Origin of the sequence: Vibrio amylolyticus (assembly GCF_023145695.1) — a bacterium.
Classification (GTDB): domain Bacteria; phylum Pseudomonadota; class Gammaproteobacteria; order Enterobacterales; family Vibrionaceae; genus Vibrio; species Vibrio amylolyticus.
In genome coordinates, this window is the sequence record NZ_JAJHVV010000017.1 from 20,829 (window position 1) to 37,298 (window position 16,470).

Below are 16,470 nucleotides of genomic sequence, written 5' to 3' on the forward strand. Positions count from 1 at the left end.
CTCGCTGTTATCCCTTGCGGGATAAGATTACAAGATGACGCTCACCTTCTAATTCAGGAACGTTCAAAGATTTGACACAGTTCACAGAACACCATTCTGGTAACTGCTCAACTTCATCTTTCTGTAATTGGCCCTTAAGTGCTAAGAAAACGCCAGTATCTGATTTTGGTAAATGATGACACCACTCTACCATATCGGACATTGAAGCAAATGCACGGCTAAGAACACCATCAAATTTTTCTTCTGGCTGGAACTCTTCAACTCGACTTTGGATCGCTGTCACATTTTTAATCCCAAGCTCATGCAAAGCCTGCTTAATAAATCGAATTCGCTTACCTAAGCTATCAAGTAAGTAAAACTCTTTTTCAGGATTCATGATCGCAAGTGGAACACCCGGCAAACCAGGACCAGTCCCCACGTCTATAAATCTCGCTCCTTCTAAGTGTTCACTGACAACGATGCTATCAAGTATATGCTTGACGATCATTTCAGAAGGATGACGAACCGACGTTAAATTGTAGGCCTTGTTCCATTTGTGCAGCATTTCAACATAACCGACCAATTGATCAGCCTGAGTTGCAGAAACTTGTATATCAGTTTGATTAACCAGTAAGTCCAGCTGTTGTTTTAAATCGCTCATTAAGATTCAGTGCCTTTCTTCAATAAACCTTTTTTCTTTAGGTATACCAATAAAATAGAGATCGCAGCAGGTGTAATACCTGAAATACGAGAAGCAATACCTAACGTTTCAGGCTTTGCATTTGAAAGCTTCAGTATGACTTCATTAGATAAGCCTGAAATTTCACTGTAATCAAAATCGGCTGGAATTTTAGTGTGCTCATGGCGAAGTGATTTTTCGATCTCATCTTGTTGGCGCTGGATGTAGCCTTCGTACTTCACTTGGATCTCCACTTGCTCCGCCGCTTGTTGATCATCAAGCGCAGGGGAGAAATGATCCAATTGAGTTAACTGTGTATAAGTGATCTCAGGTCGACGCAGTAGATCTTCACCACTTGCTTCTCTTGAAATCGGACTCTTCAATAACTCGTTCAGAGCGTCTACACCTTCAGACTTAGGGTTGACCCATTGATCTTTTAAGCGTTGACGTTCTTTCTCAATATTTTCTACTTTCTGATTAAATCGAGACCAACGCTCATCATCAACCAAACCAAACTCACGCGCTTTTTCAGTTAGGCGTAGGTCTGCGTTGTCTTCACGAAGCAATAAGCGATATTCCGCACGAGAAGTGAACATACGATAAGGTTCACTTGTCCCCATGGTTGAGAGATCATCGATTAATACACCCATGTAGGCTTGATCACGACGAGGGCTCCAGCCTTCTTTGTCTTGACTGTAAAGACTGGCATTCAATCCGGCCATTAAGCCTTGAGCCGCCGCTTCTTCATAACCTGTTGTGCCGTTAATTTGTCCAGCAAAGAACAAGCCTGAAATAAACTTGTTTTCGTAAGTTTGTTTTAGATCTCTAGGGTCAAAGAAATCGTATTCAATCGCGTAGCCTGGACGAATAATATGAGCATTTTCAAATCCTTTCATTGATCGGGCGATCTGAATTTGCACATCAAATGGTAAGCTGGTGGAAATACCATTTGGATAAAGTTCGTGGGTGGTTAACCCTTCTGGCTCAATAAATATTTGGTGACTATCTTTGTCGGCAAAGCGCATCACTTTATCTTCGATGGAAGGACAGTAACGGGGTCCAACACCTTCAATCACACCAGAGTACAATGGGCTTCGATCGAGGTTAGCTCGAATAATATCGTGTGTTTTTTCATTGGTATGAGTGATATAACACGGAATCTGAGTTGGCTGTTGACTACGGTTTCCCATGAATGAAAAAACAGGGGTTGGATTATCACCGTGTTGTGCTTCAAGTGCTGAGAAATCGATACTACGAGCATCAATTCTTGGTGGCGTGCCCGTTTTCAGACGATCGACACGTAATGGAAGCGCTCTTAGGCGCTCTGCTAGTGCTATCGATGGAGGATCGCCTGCACGGCCTCCTGAGAAGCTTTCCATTCCTATGTGAAGCTTTCCACCAAGAAAGGTACCAACCGTTAGCACAACGGATTTAGCATGGAATTTAAGCCCCATTTGAGTCACAACCCCAATCGCTTGATCATTTTCAACGATAAGATCATCTACAGATTGCTGAAACAACGTTAAATTGGGTGTGTTTTCCAATGCTTGGCGAACGTAGCCTTTGTAAAGCAATCGATCAGCTTGAGCACGTGTTGCTCGAACTGCTGGGCCTTTAGATGCATTCAGTGTTCTAAATTGAATACCTGAATGATCAATTGCTTGAGCCATTAATCCACCCATAGCATCAACTTCTTTAACCAGATGACCTTTGCCGATCCCACCAATCGCGGGGTTGCAAGACATTGCGCCTAAGGTATCAATGTTATGTGTCAGTAATAGTGTATTTTGGCCAGTACGTGCAGCGGCGAGAGCGGCTTCTGTTCCAGCGTGACCACCACCAACAACGATGACATCAAATTTTTCGTGATAAAGCATGATTAAACCTTAAGTGATCAAACGAAATTATGGATAGATAAAAGAGCGACATTCTACCTTTTTTCATAGCTTGAGAAAATGAAATTATTGATCTTTCAAATTTCATCGATCCCTTAATATATATAAGATCTATTTAGAGATCTTTTATTAGATCTATTATTAAGGAAGCCATTTTCTGTGGATAAGTGGAAAATGATCAACAAGATCATGTGTTTTTATTAGATCATTTGCTGTGATCTAGCTTGGATCAAGCAGAGGATTAGCTGGGATCAAAATGGACACTTATACACAGGGGGAGGGTGGACCTAAAGTTATACCTTGGATAACTATAGGATCAACACTGAATATCTACTAGTTTACCCACAGGCTAACTGCTGATTTTTTGTTCAAACAGTATATTTATTTTAGCTAAAGTTATTCACTGCGAGATAAAAAGCAAAAAAAAGTGGCCATAAAGGCCACTTTCATATCAATTCTGTTCTATTAAGAGAGGAGACTTTGGTGTTTAGATAGCCAAATATCGACCTCATCTTCAGGAACAGGGGTATTGATTACGTCGATAAATAGACAATCACAAACACGTGCTCCACCAATATCGGCTAACAGATTATCGGCATGTTTACCGGCAGCGCAAAATGTATCGTAACTCGAATCTCCGATCGCAATAACCGCAAACTTGACCTCACTCATTCTTGGCGGGGTCGATTGAATGGCTTGGATAAAAGGCACTATGTTATCTGGGTAATCACCTGCACCATGAGTTGAAGTGACGACTAACCATGTTCCAGAAGCTGGGATTTCGTCAATATTAGGTTGGTTATGCACCATCGCTTCGATACCAGCATCGCTAAGCTGTTCGAAAATATGGTCACCCACATACTCTGTACCACCTAGCGTACTGCCAGTGATGATATGAATCATAAACTCTATTCCTTGTTTAACTCGTTAAGTTATCCGCTATTTACCAATACAAAATGATGAGAAAATTTGCCCAAGCAAATCGTCTGAACTGAACTCGCCTGTGATCTCATTGAGGTGCTGCTGAGTAATACGGAGCTCTTCTGCTAAGATTTCTCCTGCCATATACCCTTCTAATTGTTGCTGGCCGATATCAAGATGCTGAGCGGCACGATCAAGGGCATCTAAATGGCGTCTACGAGCCATAAAGCCGCCTTCATGACCGCCAGTAAAGCCCATGCACTCTTTTAGGTGTGTGCGTAATGCATCGACACCTTGACCTGTTTTTGCGGAAAGGCGGATCAAGGTCGGCGAGTTCACGTGGCAAATACCAAGATCTTCACTGGTTTGATCGGCTTTATTTCTTATCACGGTCATGCCGATATTATTGGGTAAACGATCAACAAAATCGGGCCAAATTTCCTTCGGATCGGTCGCATCTGTTGTGGTGCCATCGACCATAAAGAGTACACGATCAGCTTGTTCGATCTCTTCCCAAGCGCGTTCAATACCAATTTTCTCTACTTCATCTGATGCATCACGAAGACCTGCTGTATCAATAATATGCAGTGGCATGCCTTCTATATGGATATGTTCGCGTAAAACATCGCGAGTTGTGCCCGCAATATCAGTCACAATGGCTGACTCTTTTCCAGATAAGGCATTTAGTAGACTCGATTTCCCGGCGTTTGGTCGTCCTGCTATAACGACTTTCATGCCTTCACGCATGATTGCGCCTTGATTCGCTTCTTTACGCACTGCGGCCAGATTATCGATAATGACCTGTAGTGCGTTCGCTACTTTACCATCGGCTAAAAAATCGATTTCCTCTTCAGGGAAATCAATCGCGGCTTCGACATAGATTCTTAAGTGAATGAGTGAATCGACGAGAGTATGAATTCGATTGGAAAACTCGCCTTGCAAAGATTGAAGTGCTGACTTTGCCGCTTCTTCTGAACTTGCATCAATAAGGTCAGCAATGGCTTCAGCTTGAGTTAGGTCCATCTTGTCATTCAAGAAGGCTCGCTCTGAAAACTCACCAGGCTGTGCTGCACGTACACCAGTAATGGTAAGAATACGTTTAATCAGCATGTCCATAACGACAGGACCGCCATGCCCTTGTAGCTCTAGAACATCCTCACCAGTGAAGGAGTGAGGGTTTGGGAAAAACAGAGCAATACCTTGATCGAGTTCTACGCCATTTTCAGCTTTGAATGCGAGATACTCTGCATAGCGAGGCTTTAGCACCTTACCTGTTACTTCCAGAGCAACTTGTGTTGCTAGTGGGCCCGACACTCGAATAATACCAACACCACCACGTCCTGGGGCTGTTGCTTGGGCGACAATCGTATCTGTAGTCATAGTTTTGCCATTTCAATAGTGGTTAACACCATTGATTTTAAGATAGTGGATTTGCACCATAATAATCATTGGTGCGATTCGTTATTAACGCAATTGTAATCAGCGAAAAACAAAAAGGCGACCTTTTGGCCGCCTTTCTTACTTTATTTATTCAGTCTTACTTAGAGTGTAAGCCTTTCTTTTCTAGTGCTCGATAAATCAACGTTTGCTGAATCAGCGTTACGATGTTTGATACAAGCCAGTAAAGAACCAAACCTGATGGGAAGAACAGGAAGAAGAAGGTAAACATAACCGGCATAAAGGTCATGATCTTCTGCTGCATTGGATCCGTTACAGTCGTTGGGCTCATCTTCTGAATTAGGAACATTGATGCACCCATCAGCAGTGGCAAGATGTAGTATGGGTCTTGCGCTGAAAGGTCATTGATCCAAAGGAAGAACGGTGAGTGACGAAGCTCAACCGATTCCATCAGTGTCCAGTAAAGAGCAATGAAGATAGGCATCTGTAGGAAGATTGGTAAACAGCCACCGAGTGGGTTTACTTTCTCTTTCTTATACAGTTCCATCATTTCTTGGCTCATACGCTGGCGGTCATCACCGATGCGCTCACGCATTGCTGTCAGCTTAGGCTGAAGCATGCGCATTTTCGCCATTGAGGTGTATTGTGCTTTTGTTAGCGGGTACATTGCACCACGAACAATAAACGTCAGAACGATGATGGCTAGACCCCAGTTCACAACAAAACCTTGAATGAACGAAAGAAGCGTGTGCAGTGGTTTAGCAATAAACCATAACCAACCGTAATCCACTACAAGGTCAAGACTTGGCGCTGTTTCAGCCATCTCTGTTTGTAGTTTAGGACCAACCCAAAGCGTGCTCTCAAATTGAGTCGACTCGCCGGTTGCGATGGTTTTGTTTGGCATACGAACGCCAATATCAGCTAGGTTGCCAATAACACGAGTATACAGGCTAGTACCTGGTTCGTTGCGTGGAATCCAAGCTGTCGCAAAGTAGTGCTGGATCATCGCTGCCCAACCTTGACCATTTGGAAGGTTGATTGACAAATTACGATCTTGCATATCACCGAAGCTGTACTTCTTGTAGCGAGTATCTTCTGTTGAGTAAGCACCGCCACGGTAAGTTGGCATAGTTAAGCTGCCCCCTTTATCAAGTACCGTTTGGCGTAGGTGAGCATACATACCAACTGTCGCGTTATTGCCAGAGTTGTTAGCAATATCGAACGTTACGTCGATTGCATAGCTATCGCGCTTAAGAATGAATGTTTTTACGTAATCAATGCCATTCGCTTGGAATGTCATTGGAATGCGCAGTTCGTCTTGGCCATCTTCAAGCGTGAAGCTGTCTGCTGAAACCTGGTAAGTTGGACGATTAGTGCTGCTTAAGTCGATACCTTGAGGACCAACTAGACCACTTTGAGCGATAAATTGATGCGCTTGAGTATTTTGAAGCAGAACGAATGATTCGTCAGAGCCGAACTCTTCATCGTACTGATTTAAATCTGCAGTAAGAACATCACCACCAACAGTGTCAATTGTCAGAGTTAGGACGTCAGTAGTCACTGTGATTGTTTGCGCGGACGCAGACGATTGACCTGGAGCAGGATCGAGATCATCAGCAAAAGATGGTGCTGGCAGTGAGCCACTAGATTGTGCCTGTTCAATTGCTTGAGGAGCTGGATTCTTTGCTACATTCCATTGCTGGTAAAGTAGGAAAGAGACCAAAGCCAAAGCAATTAGCAGGATATTACGTTGAGAATCCATCGTTATTTATCTCTGTCTTGTTTTTGGACTGGTGGAACGGGGTCAAAACCCCCTTCGTTCAAAGGGTGGCATTTTAATAGACGTTTGCCTGATAACCAAGACCCTTTTACAAAACCGTGAGCTTTCAACGCTTCTATCGCATACAGCGAACAGGTTGGAGTAAATCGGCAGCGGGGACCAATCATTGGACTGATAATCCATCTATACAGATAGACGAGACCAATAGTTAACCACGCGAAGGGCGAGACAGGCGAAGCCATAATTTATCAAATAATTTGAAAATTTCATCATTGCTCAAATCTTGCGCGCTTTTCTTAGCAATAACAACAAAATCTTTGTTAGGAAGTTGGTGTTGACTGTTACGAAAGCTTTCACGAGCGAGACGCTTAAAACGATTTCTTCCAACCGCAGTTTTGATTTGTTTTTTAGGTACAGCTAAACCAAGACGAGGATGGGAGAGAGAGTTATTACGAGCGATGATGGTAAAATGAGGCGAACCAGCACGATGAGCTTGCTGGAAGACTTTTTGGTAGTGTTCGGGAGTTAACAAACGTAACTCCCGACAGAAGGCTAGCTTATTCAAAATAATCAAAGATTACTTAGAAAGACGCTTACGGCCTTTAGCACGACGTGCATTGATTGTAGCACGACCGTTCTTAGTCGCCATGCGTGCACGGAAGCCGTGAGTACGCTTGCGCTTTAGAACTGTAGGTTGAAAAGTGCGTTTCATTTTAAATACCTTTACTGATCAGTAGTTTTAGGTTCTTAGTTAACCCGGCGTGGGCACAATGTATCTCTCTATAAGTAGAAAGAACGACCGACGCCTCTCAACAAAGAGGCGGAATTGTAATCACTGTCACAAAAAGAGTCAATGATTGGGTTTAGCTAAATTCCGGTCGGGCGATTATACGTAGTGTAAATAAAATCTCAAGGATCTTTAGATCACTAGTGTAGATCTTTAATCAAGACCAACTTGATTAAGGAACTTTTTGAGTTGAGGATCTTGTGGATTATCAAAGATATCCTGTGGAGAACCTTGCTCAACAATATGTCCGTCTGCCATAAAGATCACTCTGTCGGCGACTTCTTTAGCAAACTGCATTTCATGTGTCACCACTAACATCGTCTGATGTTGAGTCGCTAACTTCTTCATTAGATTAAGAACTTCACCCACCCATTCAGGGTCTAGCGCTGATGTTGGCTCATCAAAGAGCAGCAGTTCTGGCTGTAGAGCCATGGCTCGACCAATGCCCACACGCTGCTGTTGCCCGCCAGAGAGCGCCGCTGGATAACTATCGCCTTTATCACCAAGACCGATGTCATCTAAAATTTGCTGAGCCTTAGCTAGAGCCTGATCTTTTTTCCAACCACGAACGGTGATTAACCCTTCAGCAATATTTTGTCTCGCTGTCATATGAGAAAACAGAGCATAATTTTGAAATACAAACCCTGTTTTTCTTCTCAGTGCTAAAACTTCAGCTTTCGTGTGTGACTGAGTGTCTACAGAGACGTCATCGATGGTGATTTGGCCTTGATCCGCATGCTCTAGAAAGTTTACACATCGAAGCAGCGTGGATTTACCCGTACCGCTTGAGCCGATGATCACGATAATCTCACCTTGTTGGATATCGATATCAATCCCTTTTAGCACTTCTGTGTCACCAAAGTGTTTATGGATATTGTGTAATTTAATCATCGTTGGTAAGCCTTATTAAGCTTGGCCTCTGCCAAAATTTGAATTCGAGTGAGTATTAATACAACGCCCCAGTAGATAAGTGCAACCGCGAGGAAGGCTTCAAAGAAGCGAAAACTAGATGATGCCTCCATCTGTGCCCTGGCCATGATTTCCGCCACGCCTAAAGTGAAAGCAAGAGACGTTGATTTGATCATATCGATGAAATAGTTCATCAGTGATGGCAACGCGATGCGTGTCGCTTGAGGAAGAATAATTCGGCGCATCGCTTGTGTCGATGTCATTCCAACCGACAAGCTTGCTTCCATTTGGCTACGGTCAATACCGATAATGGCTGCACGAATACTTTCTGCCATATAAGCGGCAAAATGCAGCGTTAGTCCAATCACAGCAGCGCTAAATGCATCAAGCCCTATGAAAATAGGAAAAATCTGTGGCAGCCCGTAGTAAAGAAGAAACAGCTGAACTAAAAGAGGTGTACCACGGAAGAAGCTTATATAGAGCTGGCTGAGTTGATCGAGCACTGGCACCTTAAAGACGCGAATATTGGCCAATACAACTGCGAGAGCCAACGAGAAAACTAACCCCCATACGGCCATTTCCATTGTTGTACCCAAATACTTGAGCAGTATTGGAATAAGCTCAAGCATGTAATGAAAATCAAAACCCATGAAGTCACCTTATATAGACGGTAGTGATAAAAACAGAGCTCATGTAAATCACATTTATGATGTTACAGAGACAAGAAAAGGCGGAACGCGATGTTCCACCTTTATAAAGAGTAAACAGTTAAGCGTTATTTAGTGATATCAGCGCCAAACCATTTTTGAGAAATTGTTGCTAATGTGCCGTCTTCTCTCATGGACAGTAGAGCTTTGTTTACTTCAGCTTGAAGTTTTTGTCCTTGAGCGTTATCCACAAATGGCCACGCATTTTGAATTGTTTCAAACGGTTCACCTGCAAGTTGCAGAGGTAGACCTGTTTTCTTAATCAGTTCTAGAGCAGAAAGACGATCCATAACAAATGCGTCAGCACGACCTAGAGCCACATCGTGTTCGATGCCTGTATCGTAAGTTTTGATGGTGATTTTGTTGTCAGTATCGTAATTGCGCAGTAGCTGCTCAAAGTTAGAGCCTAGGTTAACGGCAACCGTCTTGCCTTCAAGATCGTCGATGCTTTGAATGGCATCATTGCCTTTACGAACGGTAATTTGTGCACCATCAACTACATATGGGTCAGCGAAGAGGTATTTTGCTTTACGTGCATCGGTCATCGTAATTTGGTTAGAGATCGTATCGATGCGACCTGTTTCTAAAAGACCGAATAAACCAGAAAAGTTTGCTGTTACGTATTCAACGTTGTAGTCATTACGCTTACCAATCTCATCCCAAAGATCCACTTCAAAGCCTTGAAGCTTATCTTGTTGAACAAAAGTGAATGGGAAATAGCGTCCAGACATACCAACTTTTACGTCAGTTGCTGCTTGAACAGTGCTTGTTGATAGTGCAATAACGGCAATAGCAGCCTTAATCCAGTTTTTCATAATACAACTCCATATTTATGTAGGAGGAGATACTACTGGTAACGCTATCAGTTAGAGAAATAACTAAGTGCGATAAACTAGAGTAAAGTGGAATAAGTTAGTGATTGTATCCGTAGAATGATCATCCACTGAGAATTTAATTCACAGAGTTATCACCAACAAGTGGATCTCATTAATTCATCCACAATGTGGATCAAAATGTGGGTAATTAAAGGGCAAGATGTGTTGATCTAGCGGTTTTGAGCGTAAAAATTGTGAATAACTTCGATCTTATTCACTGGATCGTCGATCAATCGCTGGTGATCTTGGTTATCAACAGGTAAAATTGTCAGTCTTTTCCGATTAATATCTCTCGAGTGGGGGCACCGTGTCATCTTCGCTTTGGTTGCAATGTCTGCAACAGCTTCAAGAAGAGCTACCATCTACAGAATTCAGCATGTGGGTTCGTCCGTTACAAGCGGAGCTCAATGATAATACGCTGACTTTGTTCGCCCCGAACCGGTTTGTACTTGATTGGGTACGCGATAAATACATCAACAGTATTAATCGTTTATTGCAAGAGTACTGTGGTAATGATATCCCCAATCTTCGTTTTGAAGTGGGTAGCCTACCTGTTGCTGCGCCAAAACCTGCGCCGACACGTACACCCGCCGATGTGGCAGCCATGTCTTCAGCACCCGCTCGAATGCAAGCTCGTAAACCCGTGCATAAAACCTGGGATGATGAACCAAGCACCTTGGTTGATATTAACCATCGCTCAAACGTCAATGTGAAACATAAGTTTAATAACTTTGTTGAGGGTAAATCGAACCAATTGGGTTTAGCGGCCGCTCGTCAGGTATCTGATAATCCAGGTTCTGCGTATAACCCTCTATTCTTATACGGCGGTACGGGTTTAGGTAAAACTCACTTACTGCATGCGGTAGGTAATGCCATTGTGGATAATAAACCAGACGCTAAAGTGGTTTACATGCACTCGGAACGCTTTGTACAAGACATGGTTAAGGCTTTGCAAAACAATGCGATTGAAGAGTTCAAACGTTACTACCGAAGTGTGGACGCGTTATTAATCGATGATATTCAATTCTTTGCTAATAAAGAGCGCTCTCAAGAAGAGTTCTTCCATACCTTCAATGCGTTGCTAGAAGGTAACCAACAGATCATTTTGACTTCTGACCGTTATCCAAAAGAGATCAACGGGGTAGAAGATCGTCTTAAATCTCGTTTTGGTTGGGGTCTAACGGTTGCGATCGAGCCGCCCGAGCTTGAAACGCGCGTTGCGATCTTGATGAAAAAAGCGGAAGACCATCAAATTCATCTTGCTGATGAAGTGGCGTTCTTTATTGCTAAGCGTTTGCGTTCTAATGTTCGTGAATTGGAAGGCGCACTAAACCGTGTTATTGCGAATGCGAACTTTACTGGTCGTCCAATTACCATTGATTTTGTTCGTGAAGCGTTGCGTGACCTGCTTGCTCTGCAAGAAAAACTGGTGACGATTGATAATATTCAAAAGACCGTTGCGGAATACTACAAAATTAAAGTGGCCGATCTGTTATCAAAACGTCGCTCACGTTCTGTTGCGCGTCCACGTCAACTGGCGATGGCATTAGCGAAAGAGCTAACCAACCACAGCTTGCCAGAGATTGGTGATGCCTTTGGTGGTCGAGACCATACGACCGTGCTGCACGCTTGTCGTAAGATTGCTCAGCTACGTGAAGAGAGTCATGATATAAAAGAAGACTACTCGAACCTAATTCGTACGCTTTCTTCGTAATTGAACGCATTGCTGACTTCATTTGTTGTGATCGCCTGCTAATATAGCGGGTAATAGAAGAGTCAAACTACCGTTAAGAGCTAGATATGAAATTTACCATTGAACGTAGCCATCTGATTAAGCCACTTCAGCAAGTGTCTGGTGCACTAGGTGGACGTCCAACACTGCCTATTTTAGGTAACTTACTACTAAAAGTTGAAGATAACGTCTTATCGATGACGGCAACGGATTTAGAAGTTGAGCTAATCAGTCGTGTGACATTAGAAGGTGACTTTGAAGCGGGCAGTATTACTGTACCTTCACGTAAATTTCTTGATATTTGTCGCGGCCTACCTGATAGCTCGGTAATCACCGTTGTGCTAGAAGCTGATCGAGTGCAAGTTCGCTCTGGTCGAAGCCGTTTCTCATTAGCGACATTGCCAGCGAACGATTTCCCAAATATCGAAGATTGGCAAAGTGATGTTGAAGTCTCACTGACCCAAGCTGAATTAAAAGGCTTGATTGAGAAGACCCAATTTTCAATGGCGAACCAAGATGTTCGTTATTACCTAAACGGTATGTTGTTTGAGATTGATGGTAATACGATTCGTTCGGTTGCTACTGACGGCCACCGTATGGCGGTTTCTCAAGTGACATTAACGGGTGAGTTTGAAACTCAGCAGATCATTGTTCCTCGTAAAGGCGTTCAAGAGCTGTCTAAGTTACTCGATGCACCAGAACAACCTGTCGTTCTGCAAATTGGAAGCTCTAACTTACGTGCAGAAGTGAACAACTTTGTCTTCACCTCTAAGCTTGTTGATGGTCGTTTCCCTGATTATCGTCGTGTATTACCACAAAACACCAATAAAACGCTCACGACTGAGTGTGACGAGTTACGTCAGGCATTCTCACGTGCTGCGATTCTGTCGAATGAAAAATTCCGTGGTGTTCGCGTTAATCTCGCTAATAACGAGATGCGCATTACCGCTAATAACCCTGAGCAAGAAGAAGCAGAAGAGACACTCGATGTGGATTTTCAGGGTGAAGATTTAGAAATTGGCTTTAACGTAAGTTATGTATTGGATGTACTTAATACGTTGCGCTGTGAAAAAGTGTTGATCTCAATGTCAGATGGTAACGCCAGTGCATTGATTGAAAATGCTGAAGATGACAGTGCCATGTACGTGGTTATGCCGATTCGTCTATAGATGAAAGCGCGCTAAATGCCATTAAATCGTCTCATCATAAAACAATTTAGAAATATTGAAGCCTGTGATATTGAACTATCAACAGGCTTTAACTTTCTTATTGGGCCTAACGGAAGTGGCAAAACCAGCGTCCTAGAAGCGATTTATCTGCTTGGTCATGGTCGCTCGTTCAAAAGCTCCTTAACCGGTCGCATCATCACAAATGAGTGCGATGAACTGTTTGTTCACGGTCGTTTTTTGAACTCGGATCAATTTGAGCTACCAATTGGCATTAATAAGCAGCGTGATGGCACAACAGAGGTTAAAATAAGCGGTCAATCTGGGCAAAAACTAGCACAGCTGGCACAGATTTTACCCCTGCAGTTAATTCATACTGAAGGGTTTGAACTGCTCACTGATGGGCCTAAACATCGCCGCTCATTTATTGATTGGGGTGTGTTCCACACCGAGCCTGCATTTTATGATGCATGGGGTCGTTTTAAGCGGCTCAATAAGCAGCGCAATGCACTGTTAAAAACAGCAACTTCCTATCGAGAACTCAGTTACTGGGATCAAGAGATGGCACGTTTAGCTGAAAATATTAACGCTTGGCGACAGCAGTATGTCGATGAGCTAAAAAATCATGCCGAGCAGATTTGCCAAGCTTTTCTGCCCGAGTTCGATATCAAGGTCAATTACTATCGTGGTTGGGAGAAATCCACACCGTACCAGAGCATTCTGGAAGATAACTTTGTCCGTGATCAGGCACTTGGTTACACCTTTAGTGGGCCAAACAAAGCCGATTTAAAGATAAAAGTGAACGGAACCCCTGTTGAGGATGTTCTGTCGCGAGGTCAGTTAAAACTGATGGTTTGTGCGCTTAGAGTTGCACAGGGTCAGCATTTAACACAAAAGACCGGTAAGCAATGCATCTACTTAATTGATGACTTTGCCTCTGAATTAGATGGCCAACGTCGTAAGCGTCTAGCTGACTGCTTAAAAGAGACCAAGGCTCAAGTTTTTGTAAGCTCTATTACTGAAAGCCAAATTGCCGATATGCATGACAATAACGGCAAGATGTTTCATGTGGAACATGGCACAATAGAGCAAGGATAAATAGCGAGAGAGTAATTCATGTCTGAAAATTACGATTCATCGAGTATTAAGGTACTAAAGGGTCTGGATGCGGTACGTAAGCGTCCGGGTATGTACATCGGCGACACAGATGATGGCACCGGTCTACACCACATGGTTTTCGAGGTGGTGGATAACTCAATTGATGAAGCGTTAGCAGGTCACTGTAATGACATCATTGTGACTATTCATGAGGACAACTCTGTATCCGTACGCGATGACGGCCGTGGTATCCCAACGGAAATGCACCCAGAAGAGAAAGTCTCTGCTGCAGAAGTTATCATGACGGTTCTTCACGCTGGTGGTAAGTTTGATGACAACTCATACAAAGTATCTGGCGGTCTTCACGGTGTAGGTGTTTCAGTTGTAAACGCACTGTCTAAGCAAGTGACTCTAACTATCCACCGTGGTGGAGAAGTTCACGAGCAAACATATAGCCACGGTGAGCCTCAAGCACCACTCGCTGTGACAGGCAATACCGATAAAACCGGTACTGAAATCCGTTTCTGGCCAAGTGAAGAGACCTTCACGAATATTGAATTCCATTACGATATTTTAGCAAAACGTCTGCGTGAACTTTCGTTCCTAAATTCTGGTGTATCTATCAAGCTGATTGATGAGCGTGAAGAAGACAAAATGGATCACTTCGAATACGAAGGCGGTATCCAAGCGTTTGTTGAGCATCTAAACACCAATAAAACGCCGATTATCCAGAAAATCTTCCACTTCGATCATGAGCGTGAGGACGGTATTACCGTTGAAGTTGCAATGCAGTGGAATGATGGTTACCAAGAGAACATCTACTGTTTTACCAACAACATCCCTCAGCGTGATGGTGGTGCTCACTTAGCCGGTTTCCGTGGTGCGCTAACTCGTACGCTAAACAGCTTTATGGATAAGGAAGGCTTCTCTAAGAAAGCGAAAACGTCAACATCAGGTGATGATGCACGTGAAGGCTTGACTGCCATCGTATCGGTGAAGGTGCCGGATCCTAAGTTCTCAAGCCAAACCAAAGATAAGTTGGTTTCATCTGAAGTAAAATCAGCCGTTGAATCAACAATGGGTGAGAAACTGTCTGAGTTCCTAATTGAGAACCCAGGTGAAGCTAAGATTGTTTGTACCAAGATCATTGATGCAGCACGTGCTCGTGATGCAGCGCGTAAAGCGCGTGAAATGACTCGTCGTAAAGGCGCGTTAGATTTAGCGGGTCTTCCAGGTAAACTTGCTGACTGTCAGGAAAAAGATCCGGCACAATCTGAACTGTATATTGTGGAAGGAGACTCTGCTGGCGGCTCAGCCAAGCAGGGGCGTAACCGTAAGAACCAAGCGATCTTGCCACTAAAAGGTAAAATCCTAAACGTTGAGAAAGCACGTTTTGATAAAATGTTGTCTTCTCAAGAAGTTGCGACGCTAATTACTGCACTAGGCTGTGGTATTGGCCGTGACGAATACAACCCAGATAAACTGCGTTACCACAACATCATCATCATGACCGATGCCGATGTCGATGGTTCTCACATCCGTACATTGCTTCTGACGTTCTTCTATCGTCAAATGCCAGAACTGATTGAACGTGGTTACATCTACATTGCTCAGCCACCACTTTACAAAGTGAAAAAAGGCAAGCAAGAGCAGTACATCAAAGATGAAGATGCAATGAGCCAATATCAAGTGTCTTTGGCACTTGATAATGCCTCACTGCACGTGAACTCTGAAGCACCGGCTTTCTCTGGTGAAGCACTAGAAAAACTGGTTCAGCAGTACAACTCTGGTATTAAGCTAGTGGATCGCATGAGCCGCCGTTACCCACGCTCTCTGATTCATGAGTTTATCTACACGCCACGTTTAACAGCAGAGCAGTGTCATGATGCTGCAGCCGTAGAGGCGTGGGGTAATCAGCTAGTTGAACAGCTTAACGCAAAAGAGGTGGGTGCTAGCCAGTACAGCCTTGAAGTTGAGCAGCACGCAGAACTAGGTCTAAATCTGCCTAAGATTGTTGTGCGTACTCATGGTGTGACCCATGAGCATGTTCTTAGTATCGATCTGATTAACTCGAAGGAGTATGGAAAGTTAGCGTCGTTGTCTGAAGCGCTTTATGGTTTGATTGAAGAGGGTGCTTACATTAAGCGTGGTGAGCGTACGCTGCCAATCGACAGCTTCTCTGAAGCACTTGAATGGTTAATCAAAGAGTCTCGTCGTGGTCTAAGTCTACAGCGTTACAAAGGTCTAGGTGAGATGAACCCAGATCAGCTTTGGGAAACCACAATGGATCCTGAAACGCGTCGTATGATGCAAGTAACGATTGAAGATGCTGTGGGTGCTGACCTGTTGTTTACAACGCTAATGGGTGATCAAGTTGAGCCGCGCCGTAACTTCATTGAAGAGAATGCGCTTAAAGTAGCAAACCTAGACGTTTAGAGTGTTTGATACTTCGCTCTTTCGCTCCATTTTTGTGTCAGAGGTGCTCACATACATTCGTATGCTCCGCGCCTCTTCCTTGAACTGAAACGAAATTGCATCGTCTCA

General features: G+C 43.6%; 15 protein-coding genes. 4 read left to right on the forward strand and 11 right to left on the reverse strand.

The features are described 5' to 3' along the window. Positions 1 to 7: 7 nt before the first annotated feature. From rsmG to KP803_RS20365, 11 genes are all read right to left on the reverse strand, one after another. Positions 8 to 640, reverse strand: a complete 633-nt coding sequence (gene rsmG, locus KP803_RS20315) for a 16S rRNA (guanine(527)-N(7))-methyltransferase RsmG (protein WP_248010671.1) — start codon at positions 638 to 640, stop codon at positions 8 to 10. Then, positions 640 to 2,535, reverse strand: coding sequence for a tRNA uridine-5-carboxymethylaminomethyl(34) synthesis enzyme MnmG (gene mnmG, locus KP803_RS20320; RefSeq protein WP_248010672.1), 1,896 nt, complete (start codon positions 2,533 to 2,535; stop codon positions 640 to 642). The genes rsmG and mnmG overlap by 1 nt, the downstream gene beginning before the upstream one ends. 483 nt (positions 2,536 to 3,018) lie before the next feature. Continuing rightward, positions 3,019 to 3,456, reverse strand: a complete 438-nt coding sequence (gene mioC, locus KP803_RS20325; RefSeq protein ID WP_248010673.1) for an FMN-binding protein MioC — start codon at positions 3,454 to 3,456, stop codon at positions 3,019 to 3,021. 36 nt (positions 3,457 to 3,492) lie between these two features. Beyond that, positions 3,493 to 4,854 (reverse strand): tRNA uridine-5-carboxymethylaminomethyl(34) synthesis GTPase MnmE, encoded by a 1,362-nt coding sequence (gene mnmE, locus KP803_RS20330; protein ID WP_248010674.1) that lies wholly within the window; start codon positions 4,852 to 4,854, stop codon positions 3,493 to 3,495. Between the two features lie 157 nt (positions 4,855 to 5,011). After that, complete coding sequence (gene yidC, locus KP803_RS20335; RefSeq protein ID WP_248010675.1) at positions 5,012 to 6,634, reverse strand: membrane protein insertase YidC; 1,623 nt, start codon at positions 6,632 to 6,634, stop codon at positions 5,012 to 5,014. A gap of 2 nt (positions 6,635 to 6,636) precedes the next feature. Continuing rightward, on the reverse strand, positions 6,637 to 6,894 hold the full coding sequence (yidD, locus tag KP803_RS20340) for a membrane protein insertion efficiency factor YidD (protein ID WP_248010676.1): 258 nt from the start codon (positions 6,892 to 6,894) through the stop codon (positions 6,637 to 6,639). Beyond that, positions 6,861 to 7,184, reverse strand: coding sequence for a ribonuclease P protein component (gene rnpA / locus KP803_RS20345; protein WP_248010721.1), 324 nt, complete (start codon positions 7,182 to 7,184; stop codon positions 6,861 to 6,863). Before rnpA ends, yidD begins: the two co-directional genes overlap by 34 nt. A gap of 45 nt (positions 7,185 to 7,229) precedes the next feature. Continuing rightward, positions 7,230 to 7,364, reverse strand: coding sequence for a 50S ribosomal protein L34 (gene rpmH, locus KP803_RS20350; protein WP_004735800.1), 135 nt, complete (start codon positions 7,362 to 7,364; stop codon positions 7,230 to 7,232). 228 nt (positions 7,365 to 7,592) lie between these two features. Then, positions 7,593 to 8,330, reverse strand: a complete 738-nt coding sequence (locus KP803_RS20355; RefSeq protein ID WP_248010677.1) for an amino acid ABC transporter ATP-binding protein — start codon at positions 8,328 to 8,330, stop codon at positions 7,593 to 7,595. Continuing rightward, the gene (locus KP803_RS20360) at positions 8,327 to 8,998 is read right to left on the reverse strand and encodes an amino acid ABC transporter permease (RefSeq protein ID WP_248010678.1); all 672 of its coding nucleotides are present in this window, start codon (positions 8,996 to 8,998) and stop codon (positions 8,327 to 8,329) included. Before KP803_RS20360 ends, KP803_RS20355 begins: the two co-directional genes overlap by 4 nt. 125 nt (positions 8,999 to 9,123) lie before the next feature. After that, complete coding sequence (locus KP803_RS20365; RefSeq protein WP_248010679.1) at positions 9,124 to 9,870, reverse strand: amino acid ABC transporter substrate-binding protein; 747 nt, start codon at positions 9,868 to 9,870, stop codon at positions 9,124 to 9,126. Positions 9,871 to 10,237: 367 nt separating this feature from the next. Between KP803_RS20365 and dnaA the strand changes: the two genes are divergently transcribed. The 4 genes from dnaA (at position 10,238) to gyrB (ending at position 16,362) form a co-directional block, all read left to right on the forward strand. Further along, positions 10,238 to 11,644: a chromosomal replication initiator protein DnaA gene (gene dnaA, locus KP803_RS20370; protein ID WP_248010680.1), complete on the forward strand. Its 1,407-nt coding sequence runs from the start codon at positions 10,238 to 10,240 to the stop codon at positions 11,642 to 11,644. An 86-nt stretch (positions 11,645 to 11,730) separates the two neighbouring features. Then, entirely contained in the window at positions 11,731 to 12,831 is a 1,101-nt protein-coding gene (gene dnaN / locus KP803_RS20375) for a DNA polymerase III subunit beta (protein WP_248010681.1), read from the forward strand. A 15-nt stretch (positions 12,832 to 12,846) separates the two neighbouring features. Beyond that, entirely contained in the window at positions 12,847 to 13,926 is a 1,080-nt protein-coding gene (gene recF, locus KP803_RS20380; protein ID WP_248010682.1) for a DNA replication/repair protein RecF, read from the forward strand. A gap of 18 nt (positions 13,927 to 13,944) precedes the next feature. Continuing rightward, positions 13,945 to 16,362: a DNA topoisomerase (ATP-hydrolyzing) subunit B gene (gene gyrB, locus KP803_RS20385; RefSeq protein WP_248010683.1), complete on the forward strand. Its 2,418-nt coding sequence runs from the start codon at positions 13,945 to 13,947 to the stop codon at positions 16,360 to 16,362. Positions 16,363 to 16,470 lie beyond the last annotated feature (108 nt).